Here is an 18,219-nt window from a genome sequence, read left to right on the forward strand (position 1 = left end):
ACCACCCTCGGGTCTTAGTCTGAAAAGAGGTGATCCGTCTGGGCAAGCCGCAGGCCCTGATCCCAGCTGATCGACAGGAATTCGGCCAGCTTTGGGGCGTTTTCTTCGGCGGTGGCGGTTTCGCGAATACGTTGATACCGGCTGAATCCCGCGTCCCTAATCAAATCCGATTCATGGTTCATGTCATTGCGGATCGTGGGCAGCAACCGCTCTAGCGTGGCTTTCGGCGTGCGCTCCCCGGCCAGTCCGACGCGATGGGCGTGTCCTGTCAGGTATTCATCGCTGAAGTGGCAATCGATTTCCAACAGCCGGCTGACCGAACGATCCGAATAGAAGTCATTCATCAGATCCAGATTGGAGGAATCCATGCAGATCACCAACCGGTCAGTGTTGTAGTATTCAAACAGCATCCGCATCAGGGCGCGCCGATGTCGGGTGCGTTTTTCCAGCGAGGTTTGGATCCCGCCAAGATCGGGCAGGGGGGTGCTTTCTTCGTTGAACAGATAATTAATTGTCGGAACATTTGCGACGTGACGGATTTGCTCCAGCAGGCGTTTGGCAACGTGCCATTTCTTACACACGACGATCAACAATTCGCGCTCGCGCCCCAGCGAACTTTCGGTTTCCCAGAACCGCATGCTGAACCGCCGGCCCATCCGGCCACGGCCTGTCAGGAACTTGTACAGGCTGGTGCCTTCGTTTGAGATCTGGAACCCAACATCATGGGCCGCATAAAGCCGACCCAGACGGGCCTTGAGCTCTTTGGCCTCGGGACTGATCTTGCGGGCGAACAGAAAATCCTGAGCCAGCAACAGATCATAGTGGTCATTGTGGAAGGTGACCGGCATGCCGTAATCGGAAAACATCAGAAACGTGAGGGTACGGGCCTCGATCTCGTCTTCGGGGATGAGGTGGCGCACAAGGGTCTGGAAAAAGGTTTCATCCGGAATCCAGGTGGTGCGGAAAAACCGCATGACGTCGCGCCGTTGGCGGGTGAAATCCAGAATCCATTCCACGGTGCGCCGGCGCAGGCACCACCATTGACTGCCAATCATGACTTGGATGTCATGCGGAATGTCGCGTTTCAGGCCCAGCCGTTGCTGCAGGTTATAGGCGGCGTAGAACCGCTTTTTCTGGGTGCGTTCGTTGAAAAAGTGCCGATAGACCAGCCGCTCTTCTTTCCAGCCGGTCTTGATCCAGTCGCTTTCGAAATAATCAAAGCTTTCGATGAAATCCTTGTCATTTTCGTCCAGGAACTTGTGGGCGTATTCGGCGGTTTTGATCGCCATGCAATCGCCCGACAGCATATAGAAATGCGTGGCCCGCGGAAAGTTTTCGACCGCTGCCTGCACCGCATATAGCGACGCCTGAACCAGCGACCATGTCCCCCAGCCGCATTTGATCCGTTTGCGGGCAAAGGTCACATTGGGATTGTCGCTCAGGGCGTCTTTGATCTTCTTGAAATGCTCAGGCTTGGCGCGGGCATCAAAGTGGATCGCCATGTAATCGCCGGCCACAGTCAGCCGCTCGGCCTGCATGATAATTGCATCCGGATCTTTGTGGCACAGCAGGATGTAGGCAATTTTTGCCATATTGGAAACGATCAATCCCTATTTGTGTTCTTTGTTTACGTTGATAAAGGTGAAGACCGATTGAATAAACAGCATTTATTTGCTTTTTTAAGGTAAGCACACCTGTGGCCACGGTACGGCGAAACAGGGATAGGAGGCAAGGCAGATGGGTTTTCCCGGCGTCTGGATGACGGAAAGCGAAAGTGTGGTCTATCGCGTGGTGCCCAAGTGCGCCTGCTCGACCATTGGTCAGATCATGTATTATTCCGACCATGGTGAATTTTTCGACGGCGATATTCACGACGCCAAGGACGGAATGCACAAATGGGCGCGGGACGACAGTCAGGGGCCGATCACGCGCAACGTGCTGGCGCACAGATCTTATGCGTTCACCTGCGTTCGCAATCCCTACACGCGCATCCTCAGCTCGTTTTTCGACAAAATTTGCGGCATTCAGCGCAACGGGCGGCGGTATCGCGGCAATCTGGTGCCAACCCTGATCTACAAATACGGGATCGAAGTTGGCGGTGATGATGGCAAACAAGAGTTTGACCAGATCCAAAGCTTCCGCCGGTTTCTGTTGTTTGCGCGCGATACCATTCGCTGGCGCCGCCCGATGGACCCGGACATTCACTGGTCTGCGGTCTCGGGCCATGTGTCGACCTTTATCGCCAATGGTGGCCGGTATGACGAAATCGTCTGGACCGAAAGCTTTAATGAGGGCATGCAAAGGGTGTTGAACAGCATTGAGACCCCGCATGCGGTCGATTTGAAAAAAATCCCCCGGTTCAACGAATCAGAAGGTCACGGCCCAAAACGGGCACACCCGGTCGAAGATTATTTTGACGATTTGTCGATGCATCTGGTGTACGAGATCTTCAAACGCGATTTCCAGTTGTTCAAATACGATTTTGAGAACCCCGGAAATAAGATGCCGATCGCTGAAATTGACCTGGATGAGGTGCACGCCAAGCTGGGCTAGTCTAGGTGCTGAATCCGACCTGAACACGCGGCTTACGGATTGCGTGCTCTTTATCGCCTGACTATCCCGACGGGGGAAAGCAACGCATGCCATGGCAGATCAATCCAATCCGCAGGGCGCGGGGGCTTTGAAGATCGCTCACCTAGCCAAACGTGGCGTGCTGCTGGTCCTTGGGCCGCTCAATTTCCTGTTCATTGCCTTTGTCCCGTTGCTGTGCGTGCGCCGCGCCGGGTTTCGGGGCTGGTATTGGCGATTGGTCAAACGGGCCTGTTCGCGCTTGTTGTGGTTGCTCAGCATTCGGGTCGAAATGTCCGAGGCGCATAAACGCGCGTTGGGCGATGACACCGGCAGCCTGATCGTGATCAATCACCTCAGCCATCTGGACGGGTTCACGTTGATGGATGTCGTGCCGGACAAAAAATGGTTCACCTTCGCCGCCAAGAAAGAGCTGTGCGATGCCGCGTTGCTGCGCACCGGGTTCACGGGCGCTGGCTTGGTGGAAATCGACCGCAGCAACGGCAAGGTGGCGTTGGAAACACTGACGCAGGCAGTGCGCGATATGCCAGAGCGCCGGTCTGTGGTTCTGTTCGCCGAAGGCACCCGGACAAACACCGAAACACTTGGCGAATTCAAAGCCGGGGCAGTGTTAGTGGCGCGGGAAACCGGCCGCAGCATCCGCCCGATTGTCATTTTGGACTCAGACAGGTTGCTGCCGCGCGGCAAGTTCTTTCCCCACAGTGGCACCGTCCGGATCGAGGTGTTGCCGCCCTTTGAGTGCGATCTAACCGCGACCGTGGACGAAGATGTTGCACGCCTCAGACAAGAGATGATCGCGGTTTTTGACCGCCGTTAACCCCAACACCGCACAGCGCGCTTTGTCCTAAATCTTGCGCGCGACCACATAGCGGCCCGGCAACATCACCGGATAGTTGCCTGTTTCAAGGATCTCAAACCCAGCCGCGGTAATGATTTGTTCCAACTTGGTTGTGGTCATAAAGTTCACATAGGGGGCTTTGCCCAACATCTGCGCCAGAGGCAGGATGCCCTTCATCAGCCGATACTTCAGCGGCAAGCCTTTGGTGGGCAGGCAGACGGTTTTCGAAATCAACAGACCACCGGGTTTGATCATGGCGTGGATTTCAGACAGGCGCGTGGGCAGATCCTGCAGCAGATGCAGCAGGTTCAGGGCCAGCACTGTATCATAAACCGTGCCCGCATGCTGCGCATCAGATACATCCGTCGCAATGAACTCCACATTGTCTGTTCCTTGGGTTTTGGCCTTGGTTTGGCCGATTTCAATCATTTTGGGCGACAGATCGCTGGCGGTATAGCGGGCCACACTGTCGGCTAGTAAAAGCGCGGTTGAGCCGGTGCCGCAGCCCAGCTCAAGCACGTGATCGGTTGGGGCGAGGTAAGACCGGGTCCGATCCAGAGAATAGTGATAGGCCTCCAGATCCGTGATCGGACGCTTGGCGTATTTTTCCGCGATGCTGTCCCAGAATGCTGTCGGCTCTGTCATGTTCAAATCTCCTTTGCGCTGGTTTTATCTATGCGAAGATCAATGATGAATTGCTGAAATCTGCACGGTTGCTATACACAAATGCATGAATTGGCAGAGCATCTCATTTGATTGGTCCCATATCCGCGCCTTTCTGGCCACGGCCGAAGAAGGGTCGCTGTCAGCCGCCGCGCGGGTGTTGGGGCAAACGCAACCTACCTTGGGCCGCCAAGTGACCGCGTTAGAGGAAGAGCTGGGCGTGACCCTGTTCGAACGCACGGGCCGGGCCTTGATCTTGACACAGCCGGGGGCTGAGCTGCTGGATCATGCGCGCGCCATGCGGGATGCGGCAATGCGGGTGTCTTTGGTCGCAAGCGGTCAGTCACAAGCGATCGAGGGGACAGTGCGCATCACCGCGTCCGAGGTCTATTGCGCCTTTGTCTTGCCGCCAGTCTTGTTGCGCCTGCGTGAGATCGCGCCAAAGCTGGTGGTGGATCTGGTGTCTGCCGATGATGTCCGGGATTTGCAACAACGCGAGGCGGATATCGCCATTCGCCACGTGCGCCCGGAACAACCGGATTTGATTGCCCGGCTGGTGGCCGAGGCGACGGCGGGGCTGTACGGGGCGCCGAGTTATTTGAACCGGCGCGGGCGCCCGACCTCAGTCGAGGACCTGAAAACCCATGACTTTGTGTCATTCGGGCAGGTGCCCCGCATGGTGGAGTTCTTCGCCGATCAGGGGGTGGCGTTGCAGCCCGAAAATTTCCGCATGGGCTCGGCCTCGGGGGTGGCGGCTTGGGCGATGGTGGAACAGGGGCTGGGCCTGTCGCTGATGGCCGACCAAGTGGCCCGCCGCAGCACGGCGGTAGAGCAGGTTGTGTCAGACCTGCAACCGGTCAGTTTCCCCGTTTGGCTGACCACCCATCGCGAATTGCATACCGCACGGCGCATCCGCTTGGTGTTTGATTTGCTGGCGGATTTTCTAGCGCAGGATGTCGCCTCCTCTGGCGTTGTGAAGGGCGCACCCCCACGCTAGATGTCGCGCAGAAAACGAGACGCGCGAAAGAGGGACGGACATGTTTCAATCGCTAAGCTGGCCAGATCTGGTCGGAACTGTGGGGACGCTGTTTATCGCGTTTGCCTATTTTGCAACGCAGATCCGGATATTGAATTCCGAGGATCTGATGTTTCCGGTGGTCAATCTGCTTGGCGCGCTGTTGCTGCTCTATTCGCTCAGCCACAATTTTAACCTGCCCTCGGTGTTGATGGAGGGGTTCTGGGTCATCATCAGCCTGATCGGGATCATACAGGCCCTAAAGGCGCGCCGTGCAACATAACGCGGCACGCTGATTTGGTTTACTCCGCGCTGTGTAGACGCGGTGTGAACAATCCAAAACGGGTCATGTCACGCAAGGATTTTGCCCCGGCCAACACGGCCAGATCCGCCAGTGGTTCGATCAGAATAACCAGCATGTAAGCCGCGCCAAAACCGGTCACAGCGGCAAGGTTCTCGGCACCAAAGCCCTGACCGTAAAACGCCCAGAACGCGACCCACGCAACAACGCCGCCCTGATACGCCGTCGAAAGCGCCAGCGCCTGCGTGTATTTCAAATCCACATAGGCGGTGTTGGGGGCGATGATGTTTTTCGCCAGCATCTGCATCGCAAACAGCGGCACCAAAAGGGTGGTCATGTTCATGCCAAACTGCGGCAGGTCAAACGGCGCCAGAAAAAAGCTCTGAATGAACAGACCCGCCACCAACCCGATCGCGGTAGGCGCAGCCCCGAACAGCAGAAACAGGGTCGAGGCGAGGATGAAATGCACCTCGGATACGCCCACCGGAAAATGCGGCAGGATTTCGAAAAAGGTAAACACCAATCCGGTGGTCAGCACGCTGCGCGCGATCAAGGATACGGCACTGCTGTCGCGAATGCTGTCGGCGGTCATTTTCAGGCCCATCAGGCCCGCGCCCGCAGCCGTTCCATAGCTGAGCAACAGTTTTGCGCCGGTCACGACGCCAGGTTCGATATGCATAGTCTGTACTCCTTACCGTCACACCCGACGGCATTGGTTTGGCCCCGGATCACCCGGGGGGATTAGGATGGGCAAAGCCCGTGAATACGGCAGGTCTCCTGGCTTGCGGTGTCCTGTCTGGCCCAACCTTCCCAACCGGCGTCCTCGGTCAGTGGTAATTTGGGCAGACACACCGCTTACAGTTGCGGGGGCAGCTCCGGAATTGGCTTGCGAGGCCGTACCGGATTCCCTTTTTCATTCGTCAGGGGCACGAACCCCATCAGAAACCGTGGCGCAGGGGTCGCCCGTGCGCGCGTTTCTGTCAAGCATCCAAGACACGGGATTATACAAATGCCGCAGGTGCGACTTGCGCAGGGGCGCAGGGGGGCCTAAGTCTGCCGGTATTATGGCTCAGACAAAATCAGACCCCAATTACAAGGTAATCGCCGAAAACCGGCGTGCGCGTTACGATTATGCGATCAACGACGATCTGGAATGCGGAATCATTCTGGAAGGGTCCGAGGTCAAATCCATGCGCGTGGGCGGCACAAACATCGCCGAAAGCTATGCCACCGTCGAAGATGGAGAGCTGTGGTTGGTGAACTCTTACATCGCGCCCTATGCGCAGGCCAAAGTGTTCAAACACGAAGAACGGCGCCGGCGCAAACTGTTGGTGTCGCGCAAACAGATGTCTGATCTGTGGAACGCAACACAGCGTAAAGGCATGACCTTGGTGCCGCTGGTTATGTATTTTAACCACAAGGGCATGGCCAAGATCAAAATCGGCATCGCCAAGGGTAAGCAGAACCACGACAAACGCGCCAGCGAAGCCAAACGCGATTGGTCGCGCCAGAAATCACGCCTGATGAAAGACCACAGCTGATAAAATCTGTGCTTGGTCCTTTCGGGATGACTTGTACAGGCCATCGCTGCTAGGCTCACACTCGTATTCTTGTGCGAGGTCGCTTTTGCCTGATTTCATTCTGACCCGGAAATTGACCAGATTTATTATTGCTTTGCTCTTCAGGATGCGGGTGCTTCCCGTTGTTGTGATGGGGATGGCCAGCACCGCATATGCGGACGACTTTAACCTTTCGATATCCCGTACAGTGGCCGCCAAAGGCGCGCAGATACCCTATGCGTTGCACATTCGCCTGCGCGAGGCGGGCAAGACCCGGATGGGGATCGCGGCCGTGTTGGACATGCGCCATGTGCAGGCCAATGTGCCGGGGTTGTTTTCCGGCGTTTTACAGGAAACCTGCAAGGCGAAATATGCCGTCGCGATTGCCGAAGCCCATGCCGAGGGAAAAGCCGTCGCAGTCAGCGGACAGTTTCAGGCCAAGTTCTTCTTGTGCGACGATGATGATCCCAAGACCCATTATCGGGGGGCCTTGCTGTTGGGGCAAAACGTCAATTTCCAAGCCAAGGCGAGTGCCGAAGTCAAAGGCCAGTGTCTTGTTCTGAAACTCGTCGACGTGACGCTGGACCCGACCGGGTTTCTGGGCGGGGTGGCGGATGTGTTGAACCTGACCGAAAAGGCGCAGACGCTGATCCTAGAGAAAAGCGCCGAGGTGCTGGCAAAGCATCCAATCTGCCCTGAACTGCCACCCGAATTGGCCATGTTAGAGCCTGATTTCCGATCTGGTGGCACGCATGAGATCGGCAAAGGCGGTATCGGGGCGTACCTGAACGGGTCGGTCGATGTCAGCGCGACCACATTGGTGGATCTGCTGTTGCTGGCGCAGGCAAAAAAACAGGAAGGGACGCAATGATGTTTGCTATGATGTGGCCCCGCTGTTTGGGCCGGAATGTGATCTGTGGCCTCATGACTGTTGGCCTTTTGGGAACAGCCGCACAGGCTGATCAGGTCAGCTATCGCCTGACAGAAACGATTCAGGTGCAGGATACCCAACTGCCTTATACCGTGGATCTGGATCTGTCCGACGAAACCCCATCCCGGCTTGGCTTTGATGTGGTGCTGGACCTGCGGCAGCTGCAACAGGGTGCGCGCAGCGCCTTTCCGCAAGAGCCGTTTATCGACACCTGCAATGCCAGATTGTCAAATCCCAAGCTTCTGGTCTCAGCCAAGGGTGACAGCCTGTCGGTCGAGGGGCAGTTCCATGCGGAATTTTATGCCTGTGATCGGGACAAGCTGCGCCCAATTGATCGCGGTGAACAAGTGTTTTCCGAAGTCATCAGCCTGACGGCAGCGGCCTCGTTGAATGTGCGGGGGCAGTGCCTGTATTTCGGTGTCGAAGACTTGGCTCTGGCGCTGAAGGATCCGGCGGATGGCGTCGCGGATCAACGCGAATTCATGACCAAGGCACAGGATTTGTTCATTGAAACCAGTGATGCCTTTCTCGAACAGCACCCCATTTGCCTGACCCTGCCGCCCGAGCTGGCCTCGCTCACGCCGCAGAACTTCACAGGCGGGACGCGTGAAATGGGCGATGGCGGCGTTGGGGCGCAATTGAAGGGCTCGGTGGACGTGTCCGCGGCAACGATTCTGGATGTGTTGAACGCGCTACAGGCCAAAGGGGTGATCCCCCGCCGTATGTGACGTTTCGGGGCTGAAATCCCCCGATTGCGGCGGATTGCGTGCTGGATTTGATTTGATCTTTTGAATACCGACCTCGGCGGGGCATCTAAACTTGAACCTACACCCGCGCGGTTGTAGGGACAAAGTGTGCGATAGGAGGGGCTCTCATGCTGGACGATCCGAAAACTCTTGTGTCCACCGACTGGCTGGCCGCTCATCTCAAGGATCCGGATTTGCGGATTTTGGATGGGTCGTGGTATTTGCCGGCACAGAACCGGAATGCAAAGGCGGAATATGACGCCGCGCACATTCCCGGGGCGCGCTTTTTTGACATCGACGACATCAGCGATCATCGCTCTGATTTGCCGCATATGGTTCCCCCGGTTGAGAAATTCATGTCACGTCTGCGCGCTATGGGCGTCGGGGACGGGCATCAGGTTGTTGTCTATGACGGCGCTGGGCTGATGTCCGCCGCGCGCGTCTGGTGGCTGTTCAAGCTGATGGGACAGGAAAACATCGCCGTGTTGGATGGCGGCTTGCCTAAATGGCAGGCCGAAGGGCGCGAGATCGAAGATCTGCCGCCCGTGATTCGGGATCGTCACATGACAGTGCGGGTACAAAACCATCTGGTGCGCGATGTGACACAGGTCTCAGCCGCCGCCAAACTGGGCGATCATGAGATCATTGATGCCCGCGCCGCCGACCGTTTTCAGGGCAAAGCCGCCGAACCCCGCGAGGGGCTGCGCTCGGGCCACATTCCGGGATCAAAGAACGTTCCGTTTGGCAACCTGCTCAACAGCAACGGCACGATGAAATCCGTCGATGATACCCGCGCGATCTTTGAAGCTGCCGGTGTCGATCTGAAAAAGCCCGCCATCACATCCTGCGGGTCCGGCGTGACCGCCGCGATTCTATCCCTTGCCCTGCATCGTTTGGGCAAGTCCGACTACTCGCTTTATGACGGCTCCTGGGCTGAATGGGGTGCATTCCCAACCCTGCCCGTCGCAACTGGAGAGAACTGATGTTCGAGAACCTCAAGGCGCAGCCAGCAGACAAGATTCTGGCTCTTGTGCAAGCGTATCGCGAAGACCCGCGCGACACGAAAATCGATCTGGGTGTGGGCGTTTACAAAAACGCCGATGGCGTGACGCCCGTCATGCGCGCTGTGAAAGCCGCCGAAAAGATCGTGTGGGAAGAACAGGAATCCAAAGCCTACGTCAGCCTGACCGGCGATCCGGCCTATTCGGACGCGATGATCAAACTGATCCTTGGCGATGCCGTTGCGCGTGAAAACGTTGGCGCGGCCGCGACCCCCGGTGGCACCGGCGCGTGTCGTCAGGCGTTTGAACTGATCCAGATGGCCAGCCCCGAAGCGCGCGTGTTCGTGTCCAACCCCACATGGCCCAATCACATTTCGATCCTGAACTATCTGGGCATCGAAGTGGCCCCCTATCGCTATTTCGACAGCGAAACCCGTGGCGTTGATTTCGACGGCATGATGACGGATCTGGGCCAAGCCAACGCAGGCGACGTTGTGCTGTTGCACGGCTGCTGCCACAACCCAACCGGCGCCAACCTGAACCTCGTTCAGTGGCAGGCGGTCATTGACCTGATCAACGAAAAGAACCTCGTGGCGATGATCGACATTGCCTATCAGGGCTTTGGCGATGGTCTCGACGAAGACGCACAGGCGACCCGATTGGTGGCCTCCTCTGTCAAGGAATGCCTGATCGCAGCGTCCTGCTCCAAGAACTTTGGTGTCTACCGTGAACGCACCGGCCTGTTGATGGCCGTCAGCAATGATGCCAGCCAGACAGCGCTGAATCAGGCGACCCTGTCGTTCCTGAACCGCCAGAACTACTCGTTCCCGCCAGACCATGGCGCGCGCGTTGTGACCACCATTCTGAACAATCCCGAACTCTGCGCGGATTGGAAAGCTGAGCTGGAAGAAACCCGCCTGTCGATGCTGGCCCTGCGCCAGCAACTGGCGGACGAACTGCAGCGCCTGTCCGGCTCTGACCGGTTCGGTTTCCTTGCACAACACCGGGGCATGTTCTCGCGTCTGGGCACCACGCCCGAGATGGTCGAAAAACTGCGCGCGGATCACGGGATTTACATGGTTGGCGACAGCCGGATGAACATCGCCGGTCTGAACGCAAAATCCGTGCCTATTCTGGCCAAAGCGATCATCGACTCCGGGATCTGATCCAACAGACCCAAATTCCTAGAATAGAAAAAGCCGCCTGTTCCCGAAACAGGCGGCTTTTTTGTGGGCACTCTTCGCCAATTGGCGGCTGCATTCACGCAGGGGGACGGAGGTTTAACAATACAAAGGTATGTTATTCGCCTGATGACGCTGCACCAGCTTTCTCACCCGCTTCCCCTTTTCGGGTATGTGACGGGCCGCATTTGGCTTGAAATCCGGTTTGCAGACCTGCGGAAACAACTTTTGTATCTCTTCACGCCCGCCGGGCGATACCGCCTTCAGCGCTTCGGGCCCTGTAAACAGGCTTTCTGAAGGGGTTCCGTTGGACCAGATGACTTGGTGATCATCAAACAGAATATGCCAATATTCTACGCCACCTGCCGTGTTCTCAACGATATCAACGCCACTCAACGGAAGCAGTTTGCGTGCAGGGATCAACACGTCTCTGGACCCAAACATCCGCATGGCAATGCGTGATGACACAAGAACACGGTGCTGCGGCGACACGCTCAAATCCTGCATTGGGAATCCTGTACCCAATGCGTCGGCGCGTATTTGAATTGGCTTGAGTTTTGGATTGGCCTCAAGCTGGGCAGAACTCAATCGGCGCGAGCCAATCCAACGAATGGGTTCATAGCTACCGTCATAAGTCAGAACCTGATCTCTCGTCGTCAGGGTCTCAACACGCATGGGACCCTGCAACGTCTCAATCAGGGTTCCTGATGAAAAACAGACAACGTCAACAAATTCCCCACTGGCATTTGTCGGTCCGGTGACTTGCTGATCAATGACAATCGTATTGTCACCGCTGTCATTCCAAGCGGCGTCAATCGCTGCTGTGTTGACCGTCAATCCGTTAAAAACCTCTAGCGGTTCGAGCGGCCCATTGTTGGCTTTCACGCCAAACATTGCGATCGTACCGTCTGGTTCTATTTCCAGTCGAAATACCGGCGCAGATCCGGTATTTCCGAGTTGCCAGATCGCAGGTGTGTCGCTTTCATATTCGTCTCCGTCAGCAAATCGAACTGTCTGACCTGAGGTGCCGCTTACCTGAAACTGGAGCTCATTCGGGGCTCCCGAAGGGCCACCAATAAAGAGATCCACGCCATTGATTGTCACACTGACACTGTTGTCGAGTGCGACGAAATCAATGACCAACCCGCCGCCGGGAGTCGTATCGGTAAAGGTCGTCGAATTACCGTTGATTATACTAAAAGCGGGCATTTCAAATCGTTCCTGTAGCTAAAAGCGCATCATCTCTGCGGTCTGCCAAAAGAACGGTGCGCTCAAAGCACATTTTACTCATTCAACAAACCAGCACTGCGACTCTTGAGAAACATTTAGATTTCGAATGCGGCGAAAGAATGGAACTTTTGGGACGCTGAAGTCATCAAAATATTTCGCAAAATGTGCTTAAATTTCAGACGCGTTAACCACCGTCCTTCGTGATTTGGGGCAATCGTACAAAAAGACGTAGAAACTCCCCAAACAGAAAAATCTCGATGCCAAATTAGTGGTTTCGGCATAGGGGGATCGTACGAAAGAGCAGTCAAATTCCCCAAACCGGGGGAACGACTCAGACGGGCGGGCGGGGTGAAACGTGCCGCACTGCGGCGGTTATCCCTGCGTACGCCCTGTTACCCCTGACTTTGGCCTGTCGAATCTGCTGCACCGCGTCATTCTTTAGGCCGGGTCTTAGACGTAAAAAGGCCCGGACACATGCCCGGGCCTTTGTTTGGATTTTGTGCGTTTGTTAGCCCTTAGAGAACTCAGGGTATGCTTCCATGCCCAGTTCTGCCATGTCGAGACCGTTGATCTCTTCTTCTTCGCTAACCCGCAGGCCGATAGTTGCTTTGATGATGGTAAAGAACACATAGCTGACAACAAAGACAAACAGACCGATCGAGAAGAAACCGATGAGCTGAGCGCTGAGTGAGGCGTCGGAATTGCTCCAGACCACGACCAGCGTTCCCCACAGACCTGCAATCAGGTGAACCGGGATGGCACCGACCACGTCGTCGATCTTGATCCGGTCCAGGAACGGTACGGCGAAGACGACGATCACGCCACCAACAGCACCAATGAGCAGCGCTTGGAACAAGGATGGTGCAAGCGGTTCAGCGGTGATGGACACCAGACCAGCCAGCGCGCCGTTCAGAACCATCGTCAGGTCGGCCTTGCCAAACATCACTTGGGTCAGGACCAGCGCGGCGATCGCACCGGCCGCAGCGGCCATGTTGGTGTTGGCAAAGATGCGGCTGATGTCAGCGACGTCACCGATGGTACCCATTGCCAGCTGCGAGGCGCCGTTAAAGCCGAACCAACCCAGCCACAGGATAAATGTGCCTAATGTTGCAAGTGCCAGATTAGAACCGGGAATGGGAACAACGCGGCCGTCTTTCTTGTACTTGCCGATACGTGGGCCAAGAACCATGGCACCTGCAAGGGCTGCGAAACCACCAGCTGCGTGGACAAGGGTCGAGCCTGCGAAATCGCTAAAGCCAAGCTCGCTGAGCCAGCCACCGCCCCACTGCCAGGATGCTTCGATCGGATAGATAAAGCCTGTCAGGACAACAACAAACAGCAGGAAGGGCCACAGTTTGACGCGCTCGGCCATGGTGCCGGACACGATTGACGCTGTGGTGGCGCAGAACATCAACTGAAAGAAGAAGTCAGAGCCAACCGAGGCATAGCTGAGATCGGTTTCCGTGGCTTCCAGCCCAACCGCTTCCAGAACGGTGGGTGAGAACGCACCGATAAAGCCGGTCACGGTCCAGCCATCACCGGGGTACATCAGGTTAAAACCAACCAGCCAGTACATCACGGCAGCCAGCGAAAAGAGCGCCATGTTCTTGGTCAGCTGCATGGTTACGTTTTTGGACCGCACGAGGCCTGCTTCGAGCATGGCGAAACCGGCGGCCATCCAGAACACAAGGAACCCGCCCATCAGGAACAGCAGCGAGGTCAGGATGTATTTGGTGTGCAGGGCGACCTCGTTGGGATCAACGGCGGTGTCTTGGGCCCAGCCCAGCGAGGGCAGCGCGATCAGCAGCGCGGCGGGGGTAAGGGTTTTCATCAAAGTCATAGGTTCGGTTTCCTTCAAAGCGCGTCGTCGTTGGTTTCGCCGGTCCGCACGCGGACGGCCTGATCGACGTCGAGGACAAAGATTTTGCCGTCGCCAATCTTGCCGGTCTTGGCCGTGGACGAGATTGTTTCGACGATCTGATCGGTCATGGATGCGGGCACGACGATCTCAAGTTTGATTTTCGGGACAAAGTTCACCGCGTATTCAGCGCCGCGATAGATTTCGGTATGGCCCGATTGTGAGCCAAAGCCCTTGATTTCTGTCACCATCATGCCACGGATGCCTGCGTCGGTCAGGGCTTCGCGGACTTCCTCCAGCTTGAATGGTTTGATGGTCGCAATGATGAGTTTCATAGGGTCCCCTTCGTGCTGCGTATGCAACAATGACGTTTGCAGTTGCAGCAATTCAGACCGGTCTTCCGCCCCATGGAAACGGTTGCTTACGGGAAGAATGGTTCAAAAGTGAAAAATTCGCACAATTTTTGCACAAAAATTGTAGATTGCGTATTTTTTGAGCGTAAAAGAAAGGGGAAATGGGCAGCATTAACACCTCAACACCCGTCGAGGATCACGTTAGTGTGGAGCAAAAGCAAAGACCGGGCAGGGCTGAGCATGAGTGAGTCTAAACGACGAAAGCCACCATTGGTGGCGGAAAAACGCTACCCTTCTGGTGGGCGTAGAAAATCAGCTGCGAGCCCGAAATCGACCAAGGCGCCCGCCAAAAAAGCACCGGTCAAAAAGAGCGCGCGTAAGGGAACGCGCAAACCAGCCAGCAAAAAACCACGGAAAACTGGTGGGGGTCTGTCGGGCCTGATCCGGCGGTTCTTTTCGTGGATCTGGGGATTGGTTTGGGGCTTTACCTGGCGTTTGAGCTTGATCGTTGGATTGTTGATCGCGCTGGCGGTTGGGCTGGTTTATTCTACGTTGCCAGAATTGAGTGCCTTGTTGGATGGGCGCGCGCGCGGGTCGGTGACGTTGTTGGATCGCGAGGGGCAGGTTTTTGCCTGGCGCGGGGATCAGTTCGGCGGCGTTGTGACCACAGATACTGTGTCCCCCTATCTAAAGAATGCTGTTGTCGCGACCGAAGACAGACGGTTTTACAGCCATTTTGGCATCAGTCCGCGCGGTGTGGCCAGCGCTGTGCGCATCAACTTGAGTGAAGGGCGTGGCCCGCTATCGGGTCATGGTGGCTCAACGATTACTCAACAAACGGCCAAGCTGCTGTGTCTGGGTGTGCCATTCGACCCGGAGGCTTGGGAGTCTGAGAAAGCGTATGAGGATGACTGTCGCCAAGGTTCATTGTGGCGCAAAGTTAAAGAAGCCATTTATTCGATGGCAATGGAGGTCAAATACTCCAAGGACGACATTCTCACGATCTATTTCAATCGGGCGTTTCTGGGCGCGGGCGCGCGCGGCTTTGAAGCGGCCAGTCAGCGATACTTTGGAAAATCGGCCGCCGAGGTTGGACCTGCTGAGGCCGCGATGCTGGCGGGTCTTTTGGTTGCGCCTACGCGATATGCGCCGACCAACAACCTGAAACGCTCGCAAGATCGGGCGCGGGTGATCGTGGGCTTGATGGAGGACCAGGGGTATCTGTCCGCTTCTGAGGCGCAAGGCGCGCGGAACAATCCGGCCAAACTGTCTGCTGCGGCAGCAGCGCGCGCGGGGGGGTACTTTGCCGATTGGGTCATGTCGAGCGGGCCTGAATTCTTTACCCGCAACACCACCGAAGATGTGATTATCCGCACCACGTTGGATCAGCGCCTGCAAACATCGGCTGAAGAGGCGATGCAGTTTGTATTTCAGGAAAAGGTACGCACAGGGTCCAAGGCGCAAGCAGCGATTGTGGTGATGTCAGCGGATGGAGCTGTGCGGGCCATGGTTGGGGGGCGTCAAACGCGGGTCACAGGCGCCTTTAACCGGGCCACGCAGGCGATGCGTCAAACTGGATCAGCGTTCAAGCCGTTTGTCTACGCCACGGCTTTGGAACTGGGGTACTCTCCTTTGGATACGGTGATGGATGCGCCGTATTGTCAGAACATTCCGGGATCGGGTGAGTGGTGCCCGAAGAATTACACCAACAAATACTATGGGCAGGTGACGCTGGTGCGGGCGCTCAAGGATTCGTTGAATGTGCCTGCGGTGAAGGTGTCGGAATCTGTAGGCCGGGATTTGGTGCGCCGGGTGGCCAGTGATTTTGGCATCGATAGTGATCTGGCCCTTGGACCCGCTTTGGCGTTGGGCGCTTCTGAAAGCACTTTGATCGAAATGACCGGGGCCTATGCGGGTATCCTGAATGGGGGATCTTCGGTGACACCCTATGGGTTGGTTGAGCTCAAGTTGATGGGCGATGATGCGTCTTTGATGGATGCAGGCGGCGGCATCGGTGAACGTGTCATTCAAGCCGAAGCGGCCCAGCAATTGATCTGGATGATGGAAAAGGTTGTGTCTGACGGGTCAGGGCGCCGGGCGGCGTTGCCGGGCTGGCAGATCGCTGGCAAAACTGGAACAACGCAGGCTGCGCGGGATGCTTGGTTTATCGGGTTTAGTGCAGACTATGTCGCCGGGGTTTGGATGGGGTATGATGACAATACCCCGCTTAAAGGGGTAACCGGGGGCGGCTTGCCCGCTGAAATCTGGCATGAGACCATGATCCGGGTGCACGAAGGTTTGACGCCAAGCCCGCTGCCGATGCGCGCACCCAAGCCTGCAACCCGCACGCCAGAGCCTCAGCCCAAACCGAAGAAAGAGAAAAAGAACCTTGGGCAGGCAGTCGACAAATTGCTAAAGGATATATTTGGCGGGAACTAAAAAGGCCCCTGAACAGGGGCCTTTGATTTTGTTTCTAAGGTGACTGAAGGGTTATCCAGCCTTGGACAGATCCTTGGTTAGCTTGTTGATGTCGCCCTTGCGGCGATCCAGCATCGCGCCGATTTCAGTGCGTTCGGTCAACAGCAGGTTCACACCTTCGATATACATGTTGTAGAATTTGTCTTTGCCAGATTTGCCCGACACCAGAAAGGTCACGTTGAACGGCGCTTGGCCTTGGAGTTTTACAGAGCTCTTAACCTCGTAACCCGCTTTGATCTTGCGCGCTTTTTTGACGGTCACTTGGCCCCCAATGAATTCGCGGAACCGGCGGCCGTATTTACGTGAAATGTAGCCTTGAAAGGCTTTGGTGAAGCTTTTGAGCTCTGATTTGCTGGCGCTTCGGGCATCAACACCTAGGGCATAGCGGGCCATAATTGGCACGTCCGCATAACGCACAAAGACCTTTTCAAAGTCACGCAGCATGGCGTTTTCTGATTTCCCAGAATCGATGACTTTGTTGATGTCTGTCACAACCGATTCAATCAACGATTTGGCGCTGCTTTCAGACAGAGCAAATGCCGGGAGCGGCAGGGCAATCGTCGAGACGGCAACAAGTGACGTGCTTATAAAAGCCCGGCGGGAAAAGGCATTATTCGGCATAAGGGTCCTCATACGGGTCTGAATAGGGGTCCGAGTAAAGTTCTAGATAGGCATCCTCGTCATCGCCTGCCAGTTCAAAGCGTCGATTCTGGAGGTATATCAAGCGCGCTTGGGCGTAACTGTCTGCGCTGCCGTACAAAATAGAATCGACTGTATCGGAATATCGACCACGATTGCCCATGCGGCGGACAACGTCAGCATAAAATCCGATGTTGTCGACAGGGTTGGTCGGTGCAAATTTGAGAGGACTGGTGAAGAAATCCGCGACGACACCAACAGCATCCCGGGAGTTTGAAGGACCATAGAGGGGCAGTTCAATATAGGCCCCTTCGCCGACGCCCCAGACATGCAGGGTTTCGCCGAAATTTGTGTCCACAGGGGGGAGTTCAAAATCGGTGGCAGGATCAGCCAGACCCGCGAATCCAACAGTGGAATTGATCACGAACCGGCCCAGGGCAACCCCGGATTCACGCAGGTTGCCCTGCAGCAGATAGTTGACGGTTTGCCCCGGCAACGACAGGTTTTCCGCAAAGGAATTGAAACTTGTCACCATGGGGTCAGGGATGATTTTCACATACCCCTTGGCTGCGGGGCGAAAGAACGCTTTGTCGATGCCTCGATTCAGAGAATGGATGGATCGGTTCGTTTTTTCGTAGGGATCAAAGATCTCGCCGCTGGCCTTTTGTTCAGGGGATTGTTGCGCGCAAGCCGTCAAACCCATGGTAACGAACAACGCAACTGCGCGGCCAAGTGGTCCAAAGGGAATTTTCATTCAGTTTCAAATCCGAGTTACGAGGTGCTGCCTGACTATCAGACCCTATTAGAACATGAAACCACGTGGATCACTTGTGCACG

18 protein-coding genes and 1 riboswitch are annotated in these 18,219 nt (G+C 56.1%); of the genes, 10 read left to right on the forward strand and 8 right to left on the reverse strand.

The window, feature by feature from the left end; all coding sequences use genetic code 11:
• Positions 1 to 14: 14 nt before the first annotated feature.
• A complete protein-coding gene (locus tag ABWV33_RS16245) occupies positions 15 to 1,592 on the reverse strand; it encodes a DUF5928 domain-containing protein (protein ID WP_353332239.1) in 1,578 nt (525 codons plus the stop codon).
• Positions 1,593 to 1,737: 145 nt separating this feature from the next.
• Here ABWV33_RS16245 and ABWV33_RS16250 point away from each other — a divergent pair, with 145 nt between their 5' ends.
• Complete coding sequence (locus ABWV33_RS16250; RefSeq protein WP_113823663.1) at positions 1,738 to 2,553, forward strand: sulfotransferase family protein; 816 nt, start codon at positions 1,738 to 1,740, stop codon at positions 2,551 to 2,553.
• A 91-nt stretch (positions 2,554 to 2,644) separates the two neighbouring features.
• A complete protein-coding gene (locus ABWV33_RS16255) occupies positions 2,645 to 3,406 on the forward strand; it encodes a lysophospholipid acyltransferase family protein (protein WP_353332241.1) in 762 nt (253 codons plus the stop codon).
• Positions 3,407 to 3,433: 27 nt separating this feature from the next.
• On the opposite strand, the gene ABWV33_RS16260 is transcribed toward ABWV33_RS16255, so the two are convergent.
• Positions 3,434 to 4,072 (reverse strand): class I SAM-dependent methyltransferase, encoded by a 639-nt coding sequence (locus ABWV33_RS16260; protein WP_353332243.1) that lies wholly within the window; start codon positions 4,070 to 4,072, stop codon positions 3,434 to 3,436.
• Between the two features lie 85 nt (positions 4,073 to 4,157).
• Here ABWV33_RS16260 and ABWV33_RS16265 point away from each other — a divergent pair, with 85 nt between their 5' ends.
• Both ABWV33_RS16265 and ABWV33_RS16270 read left to right on the forward strand, forming a co-directional pair.
• Entirely contained in the window at positions 4,158 to 5,087 is a 930-nt protein-coding gene (locus ABWV33_RS16265) for a LysR family transcriptional regulator (protein WP_113823666.1), read from the forward strand.
• 40 nt (positions 5,088 to 5,127) lie between these two features.
• The gene (locus ABWV33_RS16270; protein WP_113823667.1) at positions 5,128 to 5,388 is read left to right on the forward strand and encodes a CBU_0592 family membrane protein; all 261 of its coding nucleotides are present in this window, start codon (positions 5,128 to 5,130) and stop codon (positions 5,386 to 5,388) included.
• A 19-nt stretch (positions 5,389 to 5,407) separates the two neighbouring features.
• Here ABWV33_RS16270 and ABWV33_RS16275 read toward each other — a convergent pair whose 3' ends face one another.
• Positions 5,408 to 6,085 (reverse strand): energy-coupling factor ABC transporter permease, encoded by a 678-nt coding sequence (locus ABWV33_RS16275; RefSeq protein ID WP_353332245.1) that lies wholly within the window; start codon positions 6,083 to 6,085, stop codon positions 5,408 to 5,410.
• Positions 6,086 to 6,156: 71 nt separating this feature from the next.
• A riboswitch (cobalamin riboswitch) is annotated at positions 6,157 to 6,359 on the reverse strand.
• 111 nt (positions 6,360 to 6,470) lie between these two features.
• Between ABWV33_RS16275 and smpB the strand changes: the two genes are divergently transcribed.
• From smpB to ABWV33_RS16300, 5 genes are all read left to right on the forward strand, one after another.
• Positions 6,471 to 6,947 carry an SsrA-binding protein SmpB gene (smpB, locus tag ABWV33_RS16280; protein ID WP_113823669.1) on the forward strand — a complete coding sequence of 159 codons (477 nt, stop codon included), beginning with the start codon at positions 6,471 to 6,473 and terminating at the stop codon, positions 6,945 to 6,947.
• Between the two features lie 112 nt (positions 6,948 to 7,059).
• Complete coding sequence (locus ABWV33_RS16285) at positions 7,060 to 7,836, forward strand: hypothetical protein (protein ID WP_353332247.1); 777 nt, start codon at positions 7,060 to 7,062, stop codon at positions 7,834 to 7,836.
• Positions 7,833 to 8,624: a hypothetical protein gene (locus ABWV33_RS16290; protein ID WP_353332249.1), complete on the forward strand. Its 792-nt coding sequence runs from the start codon at positions 7,833 to 7,835 to the stop codon at positions 8,622 to 8,624. The genes ABWV33_RS16285 and ABWV33_RS16290 overlap by 4 nt, the downstream gene beginning before the upstream one ends.
• 146 nt (positions 8,625 to 8,770) lie before the next feature.
• A complete protein-coding gene (gene sseA, locus ABWV33_RS16295; protein WP_113823672.1) occupies positions 8,771 to 9,625 on the forward strand; it encodes a 3-mercaptopyruvate sulfurtransferase in 855 nt (284 codons plus the stop codon).
• Entirely contained in the window at positions 9,625 to 10,809 is a 1,185-nt protein-coding gene (locus ABWV33_RS16300; RefSeq protein ID WP_353332251.1) for an amino acid aminotransferase, read from the forward strand. Before sseA ends, ABWV33_RS16300 begins: the two co-directional genes overlap by 1 nt.
• 114 nt (positions 10,810 to 10,923) lie before the next feature.
• On the opposite strand, the gene ABWV33_RS16305 is transcribed toward ABWV33_RS16300, so the two are convergent.
• The 3 genes from ABWV33_RS16305 to ABWV33_RS16315 all read right to left on the reverse strand — a co-directional run bounded on the left by ABWV33_RS16305 (position 10,924) and on the right by ABWV33_RS16315 (position 14,247).
• Positions 10,924 to 12,033, reverse strand: a complete 1,110-nt coding sequence (locus ABWV33_RS16305) for a Hint domain-containing protein (protein ID WP_353332253.1) — start codon at positions 12,031 to 12,033, stop codon at positions 10,924 to 10,926.
• A 529-nt stretch (positions 12,034 to 12,562) separates the two neighbouring features.
• On the reverse strand, positions 12,563 to 13,894 hold the full coding sequence (locus ABWV33_RS16310) for an ammonium transporter AmtB (protein WP_121996372.1): 1,332 nt from the start codon (positions 13,892 to 13,894) through the stop codon (positions 12,563 to 12,565).
• A gap of 14 nt (positions 13,895 to 13,908) precedes the next feature.
• A complete protein-coding gene (locus ABWV33_RS16315; RefSeq protein ID WP_113823675.1) occupies positions 13,909 to 14,247 on the reverse strand; it encodes a P-II family nitrogen regulator in 339 nt (112 codons plus the stop codon).
• 258 nt (positions 14,248 to 14,505) lie between these two features.
• On the opposite strand from ABWV33_RS16315, the gene ABWV33_RS16320 reads away from it, so the two are divergent.
• The gene (locus ABWV33_RS16320) at positions 14,506 to 16,704 is read left to right on the forward strand and encodes a transglycosylase domain-containing protein (protein ID WP_353332255.1); all 2,199 of its coding nucleotides are present in this window, start codon (positions 14,506 to 14,508) and stop codon (positions 16,702 to 16,704) included.
• 51 nt (positions 16,705 to 16,755) lie between these two features.
• Here the strand turns inward: ABWV33_RS16320 and ABWV33_RS16325 are convergent, their stop codons facing one another.
• Positions 16,756 to 17,364, reverse strand: coding sequence for an MlaC/ttg2D family ABC transporter substrate-binding protein (locus tag ABWV33_RS16325; RefSeq protein WP_164618831.1), 609 nt, complete (start codon positions 17,362 to 17,364; stop codon positions 16,756 to 16,758).
• On the reverse strand, positions 17,354 to 18,136 hold the full coding sequence (locus tag ABWV33_RS16330; RefSeq protein ID WP_113823677.1) for an MlaA family lipoprotein: 783 nt from the start codon (positions 18,134 to 18,136) through the stop codon (positions 17,354 to 17,356). Before ABWV33_RS16330 ends, ABWV33_RS16325 begins: the two co-directional genes overlap by 11 nt.
• Positions 18,137 to 18,219: the final 83 nt, after the last annotated feature.

Origin of the sequence: Phaeobacter sp. NW0010-22 (assembly GCF_040365955.1) — a bacterium.
In the GTDB taxonomy this organism is placed as follows: Bacteria; Pseudomonadota; Alphaproteobacteria; order Rhodobacterales; family Rhodobacteraceae; genus OMPR01.

Excerpts from the sequence above, each read along its gene's own strand:
- ABWV33_RS16325 (WP_164618831.1), bottom strand. The coding sequence starts at position 17,364 with ATGCCGAATAATGCCTTTTCCCGCCGGGCTTTTATAAGCACGTCACTT.
- ABWV33_RS16330 (WP_113823677.1), bottom strand. The coding sequence starts at position 18,136 with ATGAAAATTCCCTTTGGACCACTTGGCCGCGCAGTTGCGTTGTTCGTT.
- ABWV33_RS16310 (WP_121996372.1), bottom strand. The coding sequence starts at position 13,894 with ATGACTTTGATGAAAACCCTTACCCCCGCCGCGCTGCTGATCGCGCTG.
- ABWV33_RS16270 (WP_113823667.1), top strand. The coding sequence starts at position 5,128 with ATGTTTCAATCGCTAAGCTGGCCAGATCTGGTCGGAACTGTGGGGACG.
- sseA (WP_113823672.1), top strand. The coding sequence starts at position 8,771 with ATGCTGGACGATCCGAAAACTCTTGTGTCCACCGACTGGCTGGCCGCT.
- ABWV33_RS16290 (WP_353332249.1), top strand. The coding sequence starts at position 7,833 with ATGATGTTTGCTATGATGTGGCCCCGCTGTTTGGGCCGGAATGTGATC.
- ABWV33_RS16250 (WP_113823663.1), top strand. The coding sequence starts at position 1,738 with ATGGGTTTTCCCGGCGTCTGGATGACGGAAAGCGAAAGTGTGGTCTAT.
- ABWV33_RS16315 (WP_113823675.1), bottom strand. The coding sequence starts at position 14,247 with ATGAAACTCATCATTGCGACCATCAAACCATTCAAGCTGGAGGAAGTC.
- ABWV33_RS16320 (WP_353332255.1), top strand. The coding sequence starts at position 14,506 with ATGAGTGAGTCTAAACGACGAAAGCCACCATTGGTGGCGGAAAAACGC.
- ABWV33_RS16260 (WP_353332243.1), bottom strand. The coding sequence starts at position 4,072 with ATGACAGAGCCGACAGCATTCTGGGACAGCATCGCGGAAAAATACGCC.
- ABWV33_RS16275 (WP_353332245.1), bottom strand. The coding sequence starts at position 6,085 with ATGCATATCGAACCTGGCGTCGTGACCGGCGCAAAACTGTTGCTCAGC.
- ABWV33_RS16300 (WP_353332251.1), top strand. The coding sequence starts at position 9,625 with ATGTTCGAGAACCTCAAGGCGCAGCCAGCAGACAAGATTCTGGCTCTT.
- ABWV33_RS16245 (WP_353332239.1), bottom strand. The coding sequence starts at position 1,592 with ATGGCAAAAATTGCCTACATCCTGCTGTGCCACAAAGATCCGGATGCA.
- ABWV33_RS16305 (WP_353332253.1), bottom strand. The coding sequence starts at position 12,033 with ATGCCCGCTTTTAGTATAATCAACGGTAATTCGACGACCTTTACCGAT.
- ABWV33_RS16265 (WP_113823666.1), top strand. The coding sequence starts at position 4,158 with ATGAATTGGCAGAGCATCTCATTTGATTGGTCCCATATCCGCGCCTTT.
- smpB (WP_113823669.1), top strand. The coding sequence starts at position 6,471 with ATGGCTCAGACAAAATCAGACCCCAATTACAAGGTAATCGCCGAAAAC.
- ABWV33_RS16255 (WP_353332241.1), top strand. The coding sequence starts at position 2,645 with ATGGCAGATCAATCCAATCCGCAGGGCGCGGGGGCTTTGAAGATCGCT.